At 54.7% G+C, this 18,007-nt stretch carries 18 protein-coding genes; 3 read left to right on the top strand and 15 right to left on the bottom strand.

Features of this window, described 5'->3' with window-relative positions; all coding sequences use genetic code 11:
• Positions 1–836: 836 nt before the first annotated feature.
• The 5 genes from NKI72_RS31485 to NKI72_RS31465 all read right to left on the bottom strand — a co-directional run bounded on the left by NKI72_RS31485 (position 837) and on the right by NKI72_RS31465 (position 4,690).
• Entirely contained in the window at positions 837–1,331 is a 495-nt protein-coding gene (locus tag NKI72_RS31485; RefSeq protein WP_352851785.1) for a M15 family metallopeptidase, read from the bottom strand.
• 161 nt (positions 1,332–1,492) lie between these two features.
• On the bottom strand, positions 1,493–3,022 hold the full coding sequence (locus NKI72_RS31480; protein WP_352851783.1) for a hypothetical protein: 1,530 nt from the start codon (positions 3,020–3,022) through the stop codon (positions 1,493–1,495).
• Positions 3,015–3,314 (bottom strand): hypothetical protein, encoded by a 300-nt coding sequence (locus tag NKI72_RS31475; RefSeq protein ID WP_352851781.1) that lies wholly within the window; start codon positions 3,312–3,314, stop codon positions 3,015–3,017. The genes NKI72_RS31480 and NKI72_RS31475 overlap by 8 nt, the downstream gene beginning before the upstream one ends.
• A 266-nt stretch (positions 3,315–3,580) precedes the next feature.
• A complete protein-coding gene (locus NKI72_RS31470) occupies positions 3,581–4,240 on the bottom strand; it encodes a hypothetical protein (protein ID WP_352851779.1) in 660 nt (219 codons plus the stop codon).
• Between the two features lie 12 nt (positions 4,241–4,252).
• A complete protein-coding gene (locus NKI72_RS31465; protein WP_352851777.1) occupies positions 4,253–4,690 on the bottom strand; it encodes a DUF4019 domain-containing protein in 438 nt (145 codons plus the stop codon).
• A 924-nt stretch (positions 4,691–5,614) separates the two neighbouring features.
• Between NKI72_RS31465 and NKI72_RS31460 the strand changes: the two genes are divergently transcribed.
• Together NKI72_RS31460 and NKI72_RS31455 are read left to right on the top strand one after the other, a co-directional pair.
• On the top strand, positions 5,615–8,074 hold the full coding sequence (locus tag NKI72_RS31460; RefSeq protein WP_352851775.1) for a peptidoglycan-binding domain-containing protein: 2,460 nt from the start codon (positions 5,615–5,617) through the stop codon (positions 8,072–8,074).
• A gap of 121 nt (positions 8,075–8,195) precedes the next feature.
• Complete coding sequence (locus NKI72_RS31455; RefSeq protein ID WP_352851773.1) at positions 8,196–8,561, top strand: hypothetical protein; 366 nt, start codon at positions 8,196–8,198, stop codon at positions 8,559–8,561.
• Between the two features lie 366 nt (positions 8,562–8,927).
• On the opposite strand, the gene NKI72_RS31450 is transcribed toward NKI72_RS31455, so the two are convergent.
• On the bottom strand, positions 8,928–9,326 hold the full coding sequence (locus NKI72_RS31450) for a superinfection immunity protein (RefSeq protein WP_352851771.1): 399 nt from the start codon (positions 9,324–9,326) through the stop codon (positions 8,928–8,930).
• A 113-nt stretch (positions 9,327–9,439) separates the two neighbouring features.
• Complete coding sequence (locus NKI72_RS31445; RefSeq protein ID WP_352851770.1) at positions 9,440–10,093, bottom strand: DUF4339 domain-containing protein; 654 nt, start codon at positions 10,091–10,093, stop codon at positions 9,440–9,442.
• 90 nt (positions 10,094–10,183) lie between these two features.
• Between NKI72_RS31445 and NKI72_RS31440 the strand changes: the two genes are divergently transcribed.
• Positions 10,184–10,447, top strand: a complete 264-nt coding sequence (locus tag NKI72_RS31440) for a helix-turn-helix domain-containing protein (RefSeq protein WP_352851768.1) — start codon at positions 10,184–10,186, stop codon at positions 10,445–10,447.
• Here the strand turns inward: NKI72_RS31440 and NKI72_RS31435 are convergent.
• The 8 genes from NKI72_RS31435 to NKI72_RS31400 all read right to left on the bottom strand — a co-directional run bounded on the left by NKI72_RS31435 (position 10,380) and on the right by NKI72_RS31400 (position 17,719).
• On the bottom strand, positions 10,380–10,820 hold the full coding sequence (locus NKI72_RS31435; protein WP_352851787.1) for a hypothetical protein: 441 nt from the start codon (positions 10,818–10,820) through the stop codon (positions 10,380–10,382). The genes NKI72_RS31440 and NKI72_RS31435 overlap by 68 nt on opposite strands.
• Positions 10,821–10,857: 37 nt before the next feature.
• Positions 10,858–11,247, bottom strand: coding sequence for a DUF3768 domain-containing protein (locus tag NKI72_RS31430; RefSeq protein WP_352851766.1), 390 nt, complete (start codon positions 11,245–11,247; stop codon positions 10,858–10,860).
• The gene (locus NKI72_RS31425) at positions 11,244–11,852 is read right to left on the bottom strand and encodes a tudor domain-containing protein (RefSeq protein ID WP_352851764.1); all 609 of its coding nucleotides are present in this window, start codon (positions 11,850–11,852) and stop codon (positions 11,244–11,246) included. Before NKI72_RS31425 ends, NKI72_RS31430 begins: the two co-directional genes overlap by 4 nt.
• Positions 11,853–12,112: 260 nt before the next feature.
• Positions 12,113–12,835: a hypothetical protein gene (locus NKI72_RS31420; protein WP_352851762.1), complete on the bottom strand. Its 723-nt coding sequence runs from the start codon at positions 12,833–12,835 to the stop codon at positions 12,113–12,115.
• 281 nt (positions 12,836–13,116) lie between these two features.
• Positions 13,117–13,710 carry a hypothetical protein gene (locus NKI72_RS31415; protein WP_352851760.1) on the bottom strand — a complete coding sequence of 198 codons (594 nt, stop codon included), beginning with the start codon at positions 13,708–13,710 and terminating at the stop codon, positions 13,117–13,119.
• A gap of 1,404 nt (positions 13,711–15,114) precedes the next feature.
• A complete protein-coding gene (locus NKI72_RS31410; RefSeq protein WP_352851758.1) occupies positions 15,115–15,324 on the bottom strand; it encodes a helix-turn-helix transcriptional regulator in 210 nt (69 codons plus the stop codon).
• 94 nt (positions 15,325–15,418) lie between these two features.
• Positions 15,419–16,522 (bottom strand): hypothetical protein, encoded by a 1,104-nt coding sequence (locus tag NKI72_RS31405; RefSeq protein WP_352851756.1) that lies wholly within the window; start codon positions 16,520–16,522, stop codon positions 15,419–15,421.
• Positions 16,523–16,549: 27 nt separating this feature from the next.
• Positions 16,550–17,719: a tyrosine-type recombinase/integrase gene (locus tag NKI72_RS31400; protein WP_352851754.1), complete on the bottom strand. Its 1,170-nt coding sequence runs from the start codon at positions 17,717–17,719 to the stop codon at positions 16,550–16,552.
• Positions 17,720–18,007: the final 288 nt, after the last annotated feature.

Genomic DNA, 18,007 nt, shown 5'->3' with positions numbered 1-18,007 from the left:
CTCCGCGCCAGCGCCCGTCGCTTCACCCGCCCAGCAGGGCACAACCCACGCCGGAAACGAACTCAAAACTGGATAGAAACTGGGGGCAACGTCACTGCTAACTACGCTCGAAAGGACGACCTTAAGAGCGCAGCTTCGCTACCGGGCCATGCTCGCGCAAGGCGGCCCTCGCCGGAGGCGTACGGAGCAACTCAGTTGCGAACTGTTCTTGATTGATGTGGTGCAAGATCGACGTCTGAGAAAAATTAGGGCCCTCCCCTTGATAGTCAAAAGAGGCCAGAAACTGCTCGGGATCGTCCTTCAGAAGTGATTGTAAGTTTCGAGCCTTGTGAGGCAAGAGTTCGTGAAACCGTGTGTCTTGGGCAGCTTTCATCGCAAGGACGACGCGGCGTGTTGGCTCGTCAATTTCGAATGCGAACCCTCCGTAGGAGACGGTGCCGGTTTCCGAGGAAACCCATAGCCGCCCCGCTTAAAGGTCCGTGGCTCAAAAGGTGGTAAGACATTTTTCTGCGCCAACCGGTTAATTGTAAGCGCTGTTGTGGGACCAACTTTCGGGAGTGGTCGCGATCTGTGAGGTTGCCGATCCTGTATTGGGATCGGAGATCGGCTTGTGTCTGGACTTGACCTTACGCTTGACCCGGAGCGGCAGCCTCGGCGTTTCGAGGTGATCAACGGTGCTGGCGGCCGGCGTCAGTGGTCGGTGGATGACAAGGCGCGGATCATCGCGGAGGCGCACGATGAGAACCCGCGAGACGGGCTTTGCCGAAGTTGTCGTGGCGCTCTTATATAAAACTTGTCCCACAGGAAGGATGCCCATGCTAAATGGGGCCAAGCATCTAGGCTCCGTCGGTGGCTTGGAAATGCATAGGATCCTTACGTTCACGGAAGTTTCCTCCCCAGAACCAACCTTCATCCGTAAAGGACTTGACGACCTCTCGCGCCATGTGGCCCGGTGTCCGCATTTGTTCATGATCGGGATCGAAATCGATCGCGCAACCAAAGGCGTGGCATGAAAGCCTACTGGAACCCCTAACTGGTCGGAAATTGTAGCTTCCACCAAAAAGATTGAGTCCCCAGCTGTTTATTTGTTCTTGACTCTGCTCAGACTTCGCCCAGATGGAATCAAACACTCTTTGCAGACTACTTGCACATAAACGATGAATTCGAAAATGTGAGACCGGAGTGTTTACTGCCCAAGAAAGAACCATGCTCCATGGTTGAGCAATCTGAACCAGATTTTGCGCCATCCACAGACGATCTTCATCGTGAACGCCCGGGAGGCCATAAAATTGTACCAGCGCATTTTGACTGTCAGCAGGCCACCCAGTCATTTCTGCCCTCCCATTGGTTTCAACGCGAAATACTATATCATCCCGAATTTTCTAGGGCAAATGTTATGACGCGATGTCAACAATCCGCATCAATGTATTCGTCTTTACCACACATCACGCGCGTAACGCGAGTGACGCTTCACCAATATTTCAGCGGCCGATCAAAACTTTACCGCGGATAACTCAATACTAAACGAGGCGTCGTCATCCTCCGAACTGACATAACTCAATATCTCAAGCTCGCAATAGCGAGAAACTTGCACCCGTGAGCTGTTGTAGTCACTCTTACTATACTTACTCCTATGCGCATCCTTTTTTACCAACTTATTCGGAAACATATGACGAAGCATGAGGTCATATTTTTCATACGTCAACCGAACACGATTCTTGTCCTTTTCTGAAAATTGTGCTCTGACATCGACCTCTCCCTTTCGATGCAAGATTATGGTTGTTGACTCCGCGCCGGGTAATGCCAGACTAGACCGATAGGCTAATTCGTCCCCGCGATACCTTGCAGCGCCCTGTCGGAAATTAGAAAATTCGAATTTGGCGTTAGACGAAAGCGCGAGTAGGGCTTCCTTCAATACGATTTCGTCTGGAGAAATCTCTGTCGCGGTCGTCGTTGTAGCTGACAAATTTGTATTCTCGTTCAGAAACTCCGCGCGCATCAGACTTCCGGGATCGGGCGGAAACACGATTTGAGGCATCATGACGTCGCTAGCGACCCACGGCAGTTTACCTGTGACCGTATAAGTTCCTCCCGACGCTATATCGAATAAATAGTCTGCCCCAAATAGGAGCCGTCTTTTCCCGAGGTCGTGCCGATCGTCCCGAGGCACCTGAGCCATTATTATCTCAAGCTCAACCCTCAACGGAACGGAACCAGTGTTAGTGTAAGGTATCCGATAGGTTACTGAGCCATTAGCGTTCGTATTCCAATTCAACTGCGGCGTTCCGCGCGTCACTGCCGCTACCGCAGCGTCATCCATCTGAGTTATCAATTGGCATTGACGGACACTCCATTGTAGGTCTGCCTCTCCGTTCCGTATCCCTGCTATGGCGGCGAATGCTGCCTTCGAGGTCTCCTGCCCCTGAAACAGCGCACCCGATTCAAACAGGAGGCGCATTAGCCCCCTTGTTATCGCCAATTTTCGATGTTCGATTGAGGGATGCGACGAGCCACCCTCCTCAAAGTCGCCTAAATCGAACAAACCGCCGTAAAACTTCTCAATCGCGTCAGGATCCTTGGCGAAGGCCTCAACGAAAGCTGATCCTAGGAAACGGCTCGCCATTAGGTCCGCCTGACATTCGAGGAATCTGTTGAGTCCGAGCGCCTCCTCATTCACATCGCTTCCTTGGTCTCGAAACTGCACCTGATGCCACAATTCGTGAAGCAAAATGAAACGAAGGGCCAACGGTCGATAATTCGGCTCCACGGATTTCAAGCTATCAACAAGAGTTTCTTTTCCCATTTCGATCTGGCCGTCGGGCCGGGATATAATGGTGCCATCTTGCTGCAAGTCCAAAGTCGCATTAACATTCCAAGAGCCATTGACCGATCTCAACGTCTCTACATACAGATTTCTGATCACCTCGTCGGTGAATTCCACAGAAACTGTATCGGCATAGGCAGACGTAGCTGCCATCGCAACCCAATATGCAGCAATGATCGGAGCCGCTATTTTATTCATCGTCAACCTTCGTTATTCTTAGCAATTGCAATGCCGCAACCGTCGCGGTCGAGCAGCCAATTAAACTGATGAAGAAAGCCAGCGTCATTAGTATGAATCTCACCATTAACTCTGATGAATCCCATATATCGTTGGTCCGCCCGATGGCGGAAGCGATCAATTCTTTGCAGGAATACGAAGGGTGTGCGTTGAGGAATTTTGCGCCCAGCGACGTCAGGGTGCTTCCTATGACGAGGCGATCGTCAGCATACGGGCACGACCATACCGCCACCAGAAGAATATAGACCGTCAAGATTCCTATCCCGATAATAAGGGATGTAAGAGAAACCAGAATCCAAGCTCTCCTGTAGCCCTCACTTGCAAACCGGAGACACGCATAAAGAAGCAAAGCAAGAAGTACGGTCATAGAAAATCGCGTTGCCACTAGAACGCTATTTGGCCCAGCATCCAGCCATAGCGATGGAGGCGACAGAAGGAAGCCGCCTACAATCCCCGCGATAAAAAGCCCGAACTGACTAAGAGTTGCCCAGGACTTGCTAAATTGATCTATGAGGCTGCTCATTGGAGTGGACAGTCCGCGTTTAGCGCTTTTTCCCCATTTCCTCCAACATCAAGTTGACGCTTGCAACTGGCCTTGCCTTCCTTGGAGGCCGCGATTGAGTATTTTCCAGGAGGGAGGTCCATCGTTGTTGGGCTGCTGAGCTGGGGAAACGCGAAAAGAGGCTCGGCATTGTCCTCGTAAATGAGCGGGTTCGCTGAAATGATATACCCACTGACTTCTGACCCACTTAGTTTGGTCGAGACAGTCACAGAGACGGCGTACCGAAGGCTATCCAGCGCCAGATTCTTCGTCAAGAATGCCACCTTTAAGCTCAGATCATCGGCAACGGACTGAATAATGGGGATAGTCAAATCGGGCTTGACAGCGGCCTGACCAAGAAGTGATCCGAGCCCCGCGAGGCTAGTGCAGAATGACGCAGGGACACCCTTTGGTGGGCGTGGAAGCAATGACCGAAGCTGAGCACTTTCGTCCACCAATTTGTTACTCAGGGTCTGCAGCTGTACGTTGCCGTCCTCTATATTGTCTTGGAGCGACTGAATAGATTCCTGGATGGGTAGCATCGCTTCAGAAAGTTGGCACTCTGCTTTGGCCGGTAGCGTTACTATTGCGCTCGATAAGCCAAAGATGAACGTGTAGACGGCCCCTTTGTAAGTCATTCCAGCCTCGGTCTATTGATTTGGAGGAGCAGGAAATACGGTGTACCAATACACGAGCCACGCACCATTTTCCTCTGTTAGTAGAATATCGTCAAATACATTGCCATTTGGGTGGGACGAACGGTACCGAACATAATAAAATGTCCCAGTTACCCCGTTCTGCAATTGATCTAATTGTTGGAATCCTTCAACTGATCTACTGGACGCAGCGCCGCCAGACTGTATTCTTGTTGTTCCCACCCAATTGACGAAAACCTTCTTTGGCACTGTAGCTTTATAGTAAGAGGAAGCGTAGTTTTCGTACAGCGCGCCTGCGTCCCCGGCATCTAGGGACCGAACCCAGTTTGCTGCAATTTTCTCTGCGTCAGGATCGCTCGCTTGCGTAAAAGCAGGGTGTCCAGATGCAATCAGAAAGAGTAGACCTGAGACAAGTGCGCAAAGCTGCTTCATCGCCCCCTCCAAGAGATTACGTCTCTGGTTAAACTCGAACGCAATGAGTACTATTCGCTGTTTTTTTGATAGGCGCAAGCTGTGAAGGTCGAACCTGAGGCGACGGCGGCCGTCGCTGCTATTGGCCCGGATGGTTCGGACCGAACCTAGCGAGCATTGGCGGACGGATACAAGAAGTGAACTTTTCTTGTTTCCTGTGAATGGGAGACAAGCGGATCCTCCTAGAGTCATAGTTTGGCCTTCCGCCAACCGGCCCACCATGCTTCCCACTGGGAGCAAAACCGACGCTCGCCTCGGGACGGGTTCACGCGCGTAGCGTCCCGACCCTCTGAACGTCGGCGTTAATTAATTCTTCCTCAGTGAGGTCCGAGGAGCGTCGGCAGAGGCAATCCTGTTAATTTACCTTCCCTGGACATACTCCAGAGACTTTCAGAGACGTGCTTGCGCAGGCATGCCCCTCAGCCCATGATAGATTTGGGTTGGGTAGGCGGACAATAAATGCGTATGATTTCGATGGGCTTCGTCGTAGCCCTTTTGTCAGCTTCTTGTTTAGAGGCTGCGGCACGGCGTCCAAATACTTTTCCCTTGTCGAGTTTGGCGCACTATCAGACCCGCTTAGGTCTAGTCCCGGCTTCGCTGCGAACGCCGCAATCCGACGTCCTTTGGTTGGTTGTATCAAGTCGACCCACAGAGGAAGAGGCTATCGCCTTGGCGCAATCGTATGCTCCGACCCTTGGGCCTACATTGGTCGCGCAAAGCCGCAACGGCGTATTTGCCATTATCGCGGGCACGTTGAACAACGATAGGGCCAGACCAAACCTGAGGACGCTTAAGGAGCTGCACATAGTCCCCCAGGACGCTTTTTTGTCTCGCGGCGAGAGCCTGGATCGCGTGGCTTGGCACTCGTTTCAACGAGGCGATTCCTTGGATTTCATGATGCAACAAGCTTACCGCCAAGTTGTTCAACGCCTACAGGCTGCTATGACGCGGCTTTCGCTCTATGACGGTCCGGTTGACGGCTTGATTGGCCCGTCGACCGTAACTTCCTTCAAGGCGTACAGGGCCAATTTTGGTCTACCTGCAGGCGATCTGCTCACAGAATATGGTCTTGGGGAGATCGAACGTAGCGCTGGAGATGGATTCAGGAACGACCAACAACGAAATCTTGCCCAATCGCTGGGCTTTAGTGATGCTCGGTCATACAGAGAGGCTATGGCAGGCGGATTCCCGTCGGCAAGCATATTTGCGCAGGCAAAGAACTTAGGTTTCAGCACTCAAAGAGAATTTGATGCCGCTGTCTCAGGAGGGTTCCGAAGCCGCGACGAATATCAACGCGCGCAGGCAGCAGGCTTCACATCCGCCGACGATTTCCGTGCAGCGCAGCAATTCGGGATTCAAACCAAAGCCGAATTGGGAGCGTTTCGCGCGTCGGGTTTCACCGACCCCATCGAATTCAGGAACGCAAGTCAAAAGGGCTTCGCGGACAAGGCCTCGTTTGACAAGTCGGAGGCCCGCAGGCTCAAAGCGTCGAAGGCCGCCGCCACCATCTTGCTGTCCGATGCGGAAACATTTCTAAAATTGAATCCGCAGACGTCCAATTTGGTCGAGATCGCTGACAAAGCTGCTGCTCTGAATGCGCAAGTTCAGACGAATTCGGCCGATGCACTAAACGATTCCACGCTTCGCCTAACTAATCTGCTGATGGCAGTTCCAGGCTTTGCCGAATTTTCCGCATCAAGGGACAAGGAACGGTCTCAGGACATCGAAAAACAAAAAGCGCTCATCGTGGCCGAGCTTCAGGGCGACCAGCAGGCGCTCAAGACCTGGATGGCGGCTCATCTCACTTCGAGCAAGCTGCCGTTGGTTGTCAGTGAAGTTAAGGCGCTGAGCGGCGTGACCTCGTCGTCGGATTTGGAGACCCTTACAGAGGCGAGAGACAGCGTTCGGGCTCTTATCGCGACCCAAGGTCTCACGAGTGAGTTGGCAGCCGCACAGGCCCTGTCGCAGGAAGACCGCAACGGCGAATCGCAGGCAGACAATAATCCTGCATTCGCTCTTACAGAGTCGAACAAAGTTCTGCTTAGAGGAGCGCTTGATGACGTTGTTGTCCTCTACAACGCAGGTTCGGCAGCCCCGTCGCTATTGAAAACCCTGTCTGGCCAATTTTCATTTACCAAGAACGAGGCCTGGATTTGTCTATTTGGTGTGGAAAGCACTCCCGCGCTCGAAAAGGCTCTTCAAACGGCGTTCGGCGCGCTAGGCGGAAAGGCTATCCACATTCGCCGCGAATGCGGCCAAGTGGATATCGACCAAGCGGACGTGTTTTTTATCCAGCGGAAGAAGTTCGTTGAATCCAAACCGAGCTTCGCGATTGCGTATCTGGAGGCCATCGAGGCGAAGAGCCTTCGCCCCTTCGATGCGCTAAATTTCGCCGACCTAAAGCGGCGAATTGACCAGGATCAGGCCCTCGCCAGCCAGATTGCGGCTGATGTCGAGAAAGGGTCGAGGATGGGATACGGTGGAATTCTGTTGGATAACAAATCCACCAGGATTTGCGGCGTGATTGATGGAGGACCGCAGGCTCATCTCGCTACCATTGATAAGCTGGCCGAATTTGCATCCATCCCCAAGGCCGATCCACAAATCTCGAACGTTGACGCTGCGTACCAGGATGTACGCCGGGATAAGTGTCGGATCCTTTACGGGTCAACCACGACCCTCAAAGCCGTGACCGAAGCTTTGACACGGGACAGCGTCAATTTTGCCTATGCCCCGATTTGGTTCGAACAGAGTGACCTAGCGGCGGCTCAAGCGAAGTTGGAGCTTGCCCGGCAAGAACTGGTTAAATCTGAAGAAGCAGCGCGCGTTGCGGCCGAGGAGGCAAAGCGCGTTGCGGCCCAACGCCTCAAGGAAGCGCAAAAGACGAAATCGGCGCAAGAGGCAGCTCTGCGTCAGAAGAACGGTCCAGCAGCCACCGCCCTTCTGAACATGTTTTCTGATGGCCTAAGAACGACTGTGCTCGCTGGCCAAGGGAATCAAGTGTCCTCCGCGGTCAATGTCCAAGGGCTATTTCCGGAGTTTGCCCGTTGGAACCAACAACTCGGCCAGGACGCATGGAAGGCGACGGACGTCAGCTCGACGGTCGATGACTATGGTACCGTGAACTGGAAAAGCCGCAATTTGGCAGCCATCCTCATCAAAACCGTCGTCAAGTTGGCGAGCGCCGAACGTGGGGAATACAAAGAAGAATGTTTCGTCTTCGGAGCAGTGATGGATGACGAATTCAAGATGGTGCGCGACCCGTACGAGGCAAGCTGTGGCAACGACACCTCGTCGGACTGGGCTGTCGGCCACGAGCTAAAGAGTCTGTGGGTGGTCAACTAGGGGGGTGAATGGAATATTCTTGGTTGGCTGCGGTGAGGCTGACTCGGCCTTTTGCGAAGGGCTCGGTTTGACGGCTTGCATCCACCGGGATAACGCTTTCTCAGTCAGCGGGGGCTTCAGCGTGAGACAACTTTCATCCTTGCTTGTTTTGACAGTCATTGGCGTGGCAATCTGGACGGGTCTTTCCTATCTCTCGATCACACGATCGATGCCGAAGACACTCCAGAGCATGATCGACCAGAACATTCGCGGCAATCAACTGAAGGTATCCTTTGTCAAGGTTCCGCTTCTGGCGGCCATCCCTCTCGTCGGTCCGGCCAAGACCGAAGGCTACTTTATGATCGAGAGGAAAGGCGGCGGGCAGATTGGCGGGAATTGCGCACTGGAGGCGATCGACTTCGAGCTTCGCGAAGCGGCCAACGATAAGATGACCGTCTGGATCGCTGGCGATGGCATACAGAAGCTTGCGCAGTGCGCGTTGCTGTGAGGCCTGTGGTCCGCGGCAGTTCCTCCCCTGCGCGCGCCACCAATCTTGCGTGAGTTGAATTGGGAGCCAGTAGCGTTTGTCGCACTTCCTTCGAAGAAACCTCGAAAGCATCGACTTCAGGTTCAAGACGAGATTTTTTCAGGGGTGTTCAACCCGAGTTGCTGCAAGGCGGCCAAAAATACGTTCGCGTGGCGCTTTGCAGCCGCGCCGCTAGGCTCGCTGAGCGCTCGAAGGTGCCTTCACTGGCTCGATGCGCGCTGGCGGGCCCTGTATGACCTGAAAAACACCTATCGCGGCGCTGAGGGTGCCCCGGTTTTAAAAGGTGCGGCCGCTCAACGGTTGCCGTGTTGACGCGGCCCGAAGCCCTCAGCCGCCTGCGATCAGATCGCGCATGCGCCGAAACTGCGCATCGTCGATTACGCCATTATCGAGAAGCTTTTTTAGGCGCTCCAATCTGTCGACTGTATCATGGTGCGCTATCTGAATAGTTGACGGATGCATGACCGACGGATTTTCCAATCGCACCCGCTGAACGTCGTTTGTTAGCAGATTCAATCCCGATTCGCCGCCATTGGTCCCAGTTGGGTCATCGGTGATGTGGATCGCTTTGAATGCCCAGATCAGGCAGCCGAGCCACACAATACCCGTACCGGCAAGCGAAGTGCACAGGACGAAAATCAACCATCTGTTTGGATGACCGCGTAGGAAGGCAATGATCGTCGGCAGTTCGTAAATAGTCGCCAGGAGAAGCAAAAAAGTTCCCATGATCCCGTAGCCAGCGGCAGCATCGTCATTAGCTGCATATGCAGAAGTCGACAGCAGAACGACTAGCGTCGCAAACGCCCAAGGCCCCAATCCGAAAAGAAGCCGCGCCGGTCTCATTGTGTGGACAAGGCCCCAGCGCCCATCACATAAACCACGGCGCTTACCAGCCATATCCATAGCGGCGTCAGTGGCGTGGCCGCGACATACCGTCGACGGACGAAATAACCGATGGGCATCAACATGATGAAAGGCAAAAGCCAACGCCGCTGCGGATTGAGGCCAGCGTTGTTGATCGCCTTCGCATCTTTGTAAGTCAGCCAAAGGGTACCGATACCTGACCAAATCGCAGCGCCTCGGGCTTGGTTGTTGTCCCCATAGGGATCAATCCCAGCCGACGCAAAAATGATGTCTGCCGCAAGGAAGATGAGCGGGGTGAAGGCGAGCCACATCGCCCACTTTTCTGTTGGCGGTGACAAAACCGCGCCGCTCGCGGGCACAGCTAACGTTGCCTGCCTGCCCAGAACAATGGGCGCTGTCGCTGGTAGCGGTGGGGATGGAGCTGAGACTGTTGGTAAAGGCGGGGGCCTGACCGGCTGCGGCGCGGCTTCGAGGTGTGTTTGCGATGCAGGCTTCCAATTCGGTCCAAGGTTGGCCGTCCAAACCAGAGCGTTTGGTGGCAGCAAGTGATTGGCGAGCATGGTGTTGAGGTCGCCCTCTGACACTGGGCCGCGTTGCGCGCCACTTTCTTCGTAGTACCAGTCAGGCATAAGTCCTCCCATCTCACCTCGCTGTTACCATCAGCGATTTACATATTATAGTTGATAAACTCAACGTCGAATTTCCCCGATTGCTTTCGCATGGAGATGCGCAAACTGGTCGGGAAGAACTTTGCTCGTTTACGGGCCGCCAGCGGCCTTACGCAGGAGAAAGTGGCTGAACTCGCGAACGTGAGTCAGCAGTACATCAGCGACCTTGAGCGCGGGAAACGCAACCCGACGTTGGAGACGCTGTCTGATCTTGCCACGGCGCTCGGCGTCAGCCATCTCGACCTCGTTAGGCCGTACGAGCTGGAGGAAGGTGACACGGCGAGTGATCCAACGCCCCGATCTTCATCGAGATGAGAAGAGCAGTGACGTGCTCGCTTGATGGCTCGTCCCCATCGAAAATGCCGAGCAGGTAAGTAGCCTTGTCGTGACGCTCAGCATCGTTGCGCGCGGGATAGGCGCACACCGACATGAGAAGTTGGCGTTCGACATCAAACGCGAGATCGAGCGCGCCGGTGTCTTCGGGGCTCACCGCTGACTCGTAGGCCGCGGCGTTTGTTTTGCGCCCCAGCCGACCGACATCTGAATAGGCGGCGCAGTGGGCGCAGATCGCTTGCATCAGGGCAGGTGAAACATCCTCCTGGGTAGGACCAACCAAGGGGACTGTCGGATTAAAGGCACCCTTCCCGCGAAAACCGAGATGGGTCTCATCAACGCGACCGGCAGCCATAGCAGCAACGAACGGCGGGAAAGAGCATCCTTGAGCATCAATACTCCTCCGCACGCATGATCGTCAGAGCCCGGCGCGTCACCTCCGGGTTCGATGGGTCCGGCGAGCCTGACTGCATGTCCGGGCCGTAATAATCGATTTTCCAGAAGAACTTCGCACCCTCCAGATCAATGGCACCGAAATCGTGTTCGGCATGAGGATCGTTGTCGCTGTTGAAGGCTTCGAAAGCTCGCACCGAGCGCAACAGCGCCCGACGTTCGGTTTCGGAAAGCGCGGCAACACCGCTGGTTAGGACAACATGGCCGCCGATGAAGCTGCGGCGGAAGGCATCGTTGAGGCGTCGAATTTCTGGTGCTTTGTCGGTCATCGTTGATCCCGGCTGTTGACGATCAGGCGAACAGGCGTGAACTGAACCGCTCGCGCTCATTCAGCATGCCGGGGGTGCAATAGGGCCAGATGGTGGGTCCGCCGCACGATCACCGGCCAGTCGGGGAAGTCGCGCCACTTCAAGGTGAACAGACCGTCGGCGCTCACCTGGATGACGCGCGCTGGGAACCAACCTTCATCCGCATTTTCGCAGGCCAGCACCAACGAGCCGAACACGATCTTGTCCCAGCCCTCGGGAATAGTCAGGCCTTCGTTCGGATCAGTCGTTTGGTGATCACGAGCGGCCGATGCCTTTTTGCCGGGCTTGGGTTTCTCGACCGCAGACTTCGCAGCTCGGACCGGCCACTCATAGGAACTCGGCAGGTGAGTGGCGATCTTGTCAAACATCGTCGCCTTGACGAAAGGCACAAAGGCTTTTCCGGAGGCGAACACCTTGCCTTTCGGCAGCTTGCCAGCGAGACCGCGCAATTCGTCGTTCGAAGCCCGAAGCGCTGCCATCCCCATCATGCCCGCCGCCTTCTCGGCAACGTCGGTCTCAGCCTCACCGAACCACGAGGCGTGGGCTTTGCCGCTGTCATCGAGGCCTAGGACAATGAGGGCTGGCAAGGCCGTCGAAACTGCAGCGGAAACTGCGGCGTTGGTCATTCAGGTCTCCATAAAGATAAAGGCCCCGAATGGAGCCCCTTTGGTTGAGTTTTTCATCTGATAATCGATGGCGTCGGCGTGGCGCCGTTAAGTGCGAAACCCGGGCACGAGGCCCTGTCACGAGAATGCTCAACAACCCACCTTTTCGGCGTTTCAGTGGTCAAAATCGATCATCTGAATGGCCACATTATATAGGAATAAATGCCTCTTGTCAAGTGATTTCTTAACGGCACCAATGTTTACAGTCGAAAACCTCGCGCTTAGTCCTCCTCGCCCAGCCAGTCGACTGCTTCGTTGGGCTCCGTAGTCGGCTCCAATATTGGTCCGTATTTCTCTTCATGTTTTCTTACCCGCTCTGCTACCTCGGCTGCCCGCCTGTCAGCCACCTCAGCAGGTGTCCGAGCCCTAAGACGTTCGAACGCCTCCGGCCAATCAAAGAACATTTCGCAAATCATTGGATCAGCAGGGCGTCGTGGCGGATGGGGAATTGTGACCTCAACTCTTAAACCAAGGGCCTGCTTGCCGGTCCTGGTTGTCAAGATTCGAGTTTCACCGCCACCATCCTCAACGTTTACCCAGCCTGCCGGAAACGCGTGATCTATCATTAGTTCTATAGCCGTCAGTGAATCCACGGACTCCTCACTGTGCACGCCAAGGAATTTGAAGATAAACGCCAGCATCATATGGGAAGTAATTACCATTCTGTCGTCAACGATCCCGTCCGCTAATGCCCGCACGACGTCGAGATTACTGAGTCCCAGCACATCATATTCCTCCCCGCATGAGCCCTTGATGAGGTCGAAAATCTCTCGGGTACTCTCGGACACAATTATTCGACTTTCAGCTTCGTCGAGGCGGCGTTCCAGGAAATCGAGGAGCGCCGATTGGGTAGTGATCACCTCGAATTTTTCACGGAAATCACTTCCTGTGGTGAGATCGGCAGATTGCTTGGTTGTCGCAGCATCTGAAATTTTATTCGTCATGTTTCCTCTCCATTGTTGGTTGTCGGCTGGGCGATAGGCACAGCCCTTTACCGGCCCGGAACATGCGTTCCAGCGTGGTAGGCTCGACGGTGTGACGTCGGTAGTTGTCTGGATAGGCTCGTCACATGAGGGCCGGCTTATCGGTTATGCACCCCTATCCAAGGCCGGGGTTGTGGATGGCTGGCATAGTTCGATGATACTAATCATGCCGAGCGAACGGCCAAGGGACCGCGGCACCGTATCCAGGCCTAGCTGTTCTAAAAATGGAGGTCGTCGAGGAACTACCGCTCGGCCTTGTCGGCACGATGGGCTTCCATTTCCGAATGTGTCCGGGGAAGAACGAACATCGCATCGGCTCCAACTCGAGGGGTCTTAATGCCTTTGGTGCCGTAGTCGACGACGAATGATAGATCGTGAGTTATGGGCTGCGAATCCAAGCACCACAGTGGGCGGGGGGCATATCCCGAATATCGCTGCTGCTCGTTGGTAAAATGGTCGTCGAGCGTTTGCGTTATCCCCGTGTCTGGCGGCATTACGGCGATGACGTGGATGTGTCGCCCATCGTTGTTCACAATGTCGCGGAAGTTGTCTTTATCGTATTTGAAAACTGGATAGTCGGGAGTGCAAATCCAAAGCGGCATTTTGTGGATGGGCACATTCTTGGGCTTCTTGAAACAACGTGTCAAAATCTGCGAAAAAACCTTTTCCACCGTTTTCCGCATCTCTATGTCGACGGTCGCCGGTGAACCGTTGAGGTGGTTGAACTGGAAGGTGAGCAACGTCGGTTCCCACCCGCAGTCGACACGCTCTTGGACCATTAGGGTGTATCCGAACGTTAGATCCTGTACGATTTTCGGTGTCAGCTCTATAACCATCGTCTCCTCCTTGGATTGGTTGGTTGTGAGTTGGGGTTGTCTTCCATTGCCGGGTGTCTTCCCGTTGTCGGTGGGGGTCGGTGGCCTGCCCTCCAATATCGTGGTTGCGGTAGCTGCTTCAGCCGGTCTCAAATCGCCTCCCACCGACGAACACAGCCATATGCGGGTCCATCTGGAGCCGACATTGAATGGCGTGAAGAACAGGGCGGCTATGCGTGGCGATTCCGCGCGTGGCGTGACTGTTCGATGTTCGACAATTGGGATTGGGCCGAGGTGGCCTTTAGGCCTTTACCGGCGCTCTGATCAAAAGCTCGTCACCTGTTGGCGTCGCCGCCACGGGGTGCTTTCGGACCGTCCGAACATCAACGATAGCTCAAGCGAACGTGCGGCCGCTTGAAAGAAAGATACCTGCGCAAATATTTGGTCACGGTCAGCGGCATGCTCTATCGATTCCGCCCTTGAAGGCCACCGGAACTTCGGACGGTCCGAAGATGCGGCCGGTGACTGCAACGTTGGAAAATACCGCTTCAAGCCAAACAGCCGCATGCGATATGCCTGCGGCTGCCCGAAAGTTCTAGTCGCTATCTTGGTCGAGCGAAGCTTCCGTAACCGCAATGTGGCAAACTGGGCCCTCAAACCGGATCTGACCGCGTAATATGATCGGGCGGTCAGTGGGCAGACGAAGGACGGCTCGGGTGTTACCACTCAAGATAGCGTCAAGCGTACCATCGAGCCATCTCTCGGACTTAACCTGAACACCGCGATTCGATGGGAATGACGGAACCGGTCGTTCGGGCGGGTCGATGTAGTTGTCATCGTCAAAGTCAACTACGTCATCATCTTGAAGCGGCGGCGTCGGTGGTTTGGGGCGGGCGATAGACCCGCTCAAGGCCGGGCGTCGCTTTGGAGAATCGTCCGACGCGCTGGCCTCGTCAGCATTATCGCTAACGGCCCTTGCAGTATCGGCGCGTTCTGCAGCAAGTTTCTTAAACCCGCCTCGGGCGACTATTTCTGCTGGAAGATCGTCGATCTCAATCCCTTCATCGAGGAGCGGCTCGACCGCGCGCCGATAGAAGCTTGCATCCTTGGCGGCATCCGCTCATACCAAAAATCCACCGGAAGACGTAGTGGAGAACGTCAACGCGATCTCCTGAATGCGGCGGGTTCTTGGCATTGCTCCAACGCGGTTCGTTGATGAAGACATGCCACGCGCCAGGCCCGCCTCCACGGATCGCCTGCGCTATAGCGCATGCTTCAGCAACACTTTGGCGCAGCACTACGTTGTGAAGAGCGGTGCTTGTTTTGACAACCGCAGCGATTTGATCAAGCCGATCAGCAAATGACTTTGCCGGCGGTTTGTTGCGGCCTATCACTGCGCGCGGCGGACCTTTTCTGCTGGGCATCCTACACCTCCCCGCGCGGGAGGTTGGCAACCAGAGCCGCAATATCTGCGGCCTTCCAAACCGTAACTTTTTTGGAAAGCTTGAACGGTGCGGGGTAGCGTCCATCTCGGACACCTTGCCAAAAATGCGACTTGCTAATCGGAAGAGGGCCTTTGGGTGCCAAAATCGCAGAAAGGCGAAGAAGGCGTTCAGGTTCGTTTGGTATGGTCATCACTGTCTCCTATGGCCCTGGATTGGGCGAGACAGTGCTAGAAAGATTGACGGGATCTTTGGCCGATATCGGTTACATCAAACCGAAACCGGCCTTAGTCATCCTTGGGTGCAATTGGTCTGTTGGACGCGTAGTTGCGGTATTGAAATGTCTGGGCATATTCCAACTCTGAAGCGGCCTCCTTCAGCCAACCGCCAATAGCATCGTCACCTAGACCCAGCCCAAGGGCGTTTAAATCGGCCTCAATTCGCTCACGGGCTCCTGGCCTGCCCACGGTTGCGTGGCCATAGCGTGCGATCGCCATTCCCAAAACAATCCGAAAGAGCGATTTCCTGGCCTTTGGCGCTATTTTGCTAAAATCCTCACCGCGCCAGCCGGCCAATTCCGCTTGCGCAGTTCTCAGATCAACTAACAGCTTGTCTCTTTCTTCGACCACTTCCTGATAGCGCCTCTCCCACATGCGAGCATCTGAAACGACGTTGGGCAGATCGAGCTCTGGAGGTAGCTCAAGGCCATTGCTGTCAGCCCATTCGATAAACGGTTCTTTTCGCATAGGTTCGCTAAGGTCGCCAACTCGGACTGCCCGGCTGATATGGTCATGCCTTGCGCGGTAGCCCATAATGAACGGGGATCGCGTCGCGAAAGGACTCTTGAGCTTATCAAGCGAAACCTTTTCGGGGTCCTTGCCAAAGGAAAGCGCTACCGCCTCGTCGACGCTCCACGTCGGAAGGCGGCTCCATCGCTGAAAATCAGCCTTGGCGTCTGGTTTGGAATAGAACGCCCAAATGTCATATTCGGGCCGAAGCGGATTGGTCTTCTCTTGCTCGGCTAAGAACGCTTTCTCGGCAAGAGGTCCGATTTCGTCTTCATGCATGTCTAAGAGACGGCCTCGGTACTCCTGCACTTCATCCAAAAACTTACGCCATATCTCCCGCTCTCGCTCGTCTTCCGTCCCCTGAATTGTCGCTGCCCAAGCCTCAACGTGGCTTCTTTCGGCTTCGTCTGGCCACATCGCCTTTATAGAAAAACGTGATCCGTCCCGAACCGCGTCCACTATCACGTCGCTTATATCCGACGCACCGACGTTTGCTTTGATTGCGGCGTCCAGCTTCTCTTCAAAAGCCGGCTTGAACGCCGGATACTCCGCCCTTAGAGCTAGTCGGACCATCTCTTTCGACCGGCCTGTCAATGGCAACATATTTATCATCCAACGGGTCTGAGAACGTCAGGCTGTTGAGGTGAAATCAGCCCACTCCTGCATAAGTTCACGGCGCCTTTCCAACAAGTCACCACGTCGGTAAGCCGCCTCGACTTTGTTGGCAATCGTATGTGCCAAAGCCATTTCTACAACCTCACGAGGAAAACCGGTCGTTTCGGCGGCCCAATCGCGAAAGGCGGACCGAAAGCCGTGGGGAGTTGCCGCGATCTTCATACGCTTGAGAATCGCCAGAAAAACCATGTTGGACATAGGTTTCTCCAGCGATTGTCCGGGAAACACGTAGTCACTCTCTCCCGCCACAAGCTTTGCCCTCGCCAACAGATCTTGGGACTGGGTACTGAGTGGAACCCTATGAATTCTCTTGGCCTTCATTCGCTCTGCGGGAATTATCCAAACCTTGGCTGTCAGGTCCACCTCTACCCATCGGGCAAGCAGTACTTCACTGGTCCTGGTCGCGCTCAGGATAAGGAATTCGAAAGCGAGCTTCGCATCCCCATTTGAGCGCTTCAATTTCGCGACAAATTTCCCCACCTCGACGAACGGAAGAGCCGTGTGGTGCCTGTCTGTGTCAATCTGCTTCGGCAGACCTCGGCTCACACCCTCAACGGGATTATCGCCGGAGCGGTGACCCGCTGCCTTCGCCCAGTCCATGACAGTGCTTATTCGCTGGCGAACCCGCCTTGCCGTCTCCGATTTGGTCAACCAAATCGGAGACAAAACTCGCAGGACGTCGGGCGTCGAAATGGCGTCCACCCGGCACTCGCCCAAGATGGGGTAGGCATATTGCGTCAACGTGTTGATCCATTGTTTGGCATGCTTTGGATTCTTCCAGCTGATCTCGTGTTCAGCATGCACGGTCTCGGCGGCTACCCTGAAAGTTGGCACAATCGTACGAGCTTCGCGTCTGGTGGTGAGCGGATCTCCACCTTCGCGAGCAATCTTGCGATATGCCTGCGCCGCCTCCCTTGCGTCAGCGAGCGAAGTGACTGAGAGGCCCCCTAAACCAATGTCGCGCCGCCGGCCTTGGACGACGGTTCGAAGCAACCAACGTTTGGCTCCCGATGGATCAACTACGAGATAGAGGCCATTCCCGTCAGAATACCGGCCAGGCGCCTTGATCTGCTTGACCTGTAACGCACTGAGCGCTTTGTCCGGATGCTTCCCAGTATTTTTCAAGGGTTCGCCAAACTATTTACCCCACATTTCAACCCACATCGTATCGCGGATTTCACCGCATTTCAATGAACGGCTGTGGACAATGAAGAAGTGAGCGCCTTCGCTAGATGATTGTTTTAAAACAAGTTATTGGACATCCTTGGACAAGGCTGGACTCAGGCTCGGCTGACGCTCTCTCCGCCAGTTAAATCTCTGTCCAACCCGGAGACATGGGTAACAGATTGTACTTAAGACATGGGTGACAACCTCGTGCCGAACGGGTTGTCGATGGTCTGCAAGGTCCTCTGT

This window comes from Mesorhizobium sp. M0437 (assembly GCF_040321335.1).
In the GTDB taxonomy this organism is placed as follows: domain Bacteria; phylum Pseudomonadota; class Alphaproteobacteria; order Rhizobiales; family Rhizobiaceae; genus Mesorhizobium.
Note: the sequence above shows the minus strand (reverse complement) of the source record. Positions and strands in the feature narration are given on the sequence as shown.

Excerpts from the sequence above, each read along its gene's own strand:
- NKI72_RS31485 (WP_352851785.1), bottom strand. The coding sequence starts at position 1,331 with ATGACTGGGTGGCCTGCTGACAGTCAAAATGCGCTGGTACAATTTTAT.
- NKI72_RS31480 (WP_352851783.1), bottom strand. The coding sequence starts at position 3,022 with ATGAATAAAATAGCGGCTCCGATCATTGCTGCATATTGGGTTGCGATG.
- NKI72_RS31470 (WP_352851779.1), bottom strand. The coding sequence starts at position 4,240 with ATGACTTACAAAGGGGCCGTCTACACGTTCATCTTTGGCTTATCGAGC.
- NKI72_RS31465 (WP_352851777.1), bottom strand. The coding sequence starts at position 4,690 with ATGAAGCAGCTTTGCGCACTTGTCTCAGGTCTACTCTTTCTGATTGCA.
- NKI72_RS31450 (WP_352851771.1), bottom strand. The coding sequence starts at position 9,326 with ATGGGAACTTTTTTGCTTCTCCTGGCGACTATTTACGAACTGCCGACG.
- NKI72_RS31445 (WP_352851770.1), bottom strand. The coding sequence starts at position 10,093 with ATGCCTGACTGGTACTACGAAGAAAGTGGCGCGCAACGCGGCCCAGTG.
- NKI72_RS31440 (WP_352851768.1), top strand. The coding sequence starts at position 10,184 with ATGGAGATGCGCAAACTGGTCGGGAAGAACTTTGCTCGTTTACGGGCC.
- NKI72_RS31435 (WP_352851787.1), bottom strand. The coding sequence starts at position 10,820 with ATGGCTGCCGGTCGCGTTGATGAGACCCATCTCGGTTTTCGCGGGAAG.
- NKI72_RS31430 (WP_352851766.1), bottom strand. The coding sequence starts at position 11,247 with ATGAGCGCGAGCGGTTCAGTTCACGCCTGTTCGCCTGATCGTCAACAG.
- NKI72_RS31425 (WP_352851764.1), bottom strand. The coding sequence starts at position 11,852 with ATGACCAACGCCGCAGTTTCCGCTGCAGTTTCGACGGCCTTGCCAGCC.
- NKI72_RS31420 (WP_352851762.1), bottom strand. The coding sequence starts at position 12,835 with ATGACGAATAAAATTTCAGATGCTGCGACAACCAAGCAATCTGCCGAT.
- NKI72_RS31415 (WP_352851760.1), bottom strand. The coding sequence starts at position 13,710 with ATGGTTATAGAGCTGACACCGAAAATCGTACAGGATCTAACGTTCGGA.
- NKI72_RS31410 (WP_352851758.1), bottom strand. The coding sequence starts at position 15,324 with ATGACCATACCAAACGAACCTGAACGCCTTCTTCGCCTTTCTGCGATT.
- NKI72_RS31405 (WP_352851756.1), bottom strand. The coding sequence starts at position 16,522 with ATGTTGCCATTGACAGGCCGGTCGAAAGAGATGGTCCGACTAGCTCTA.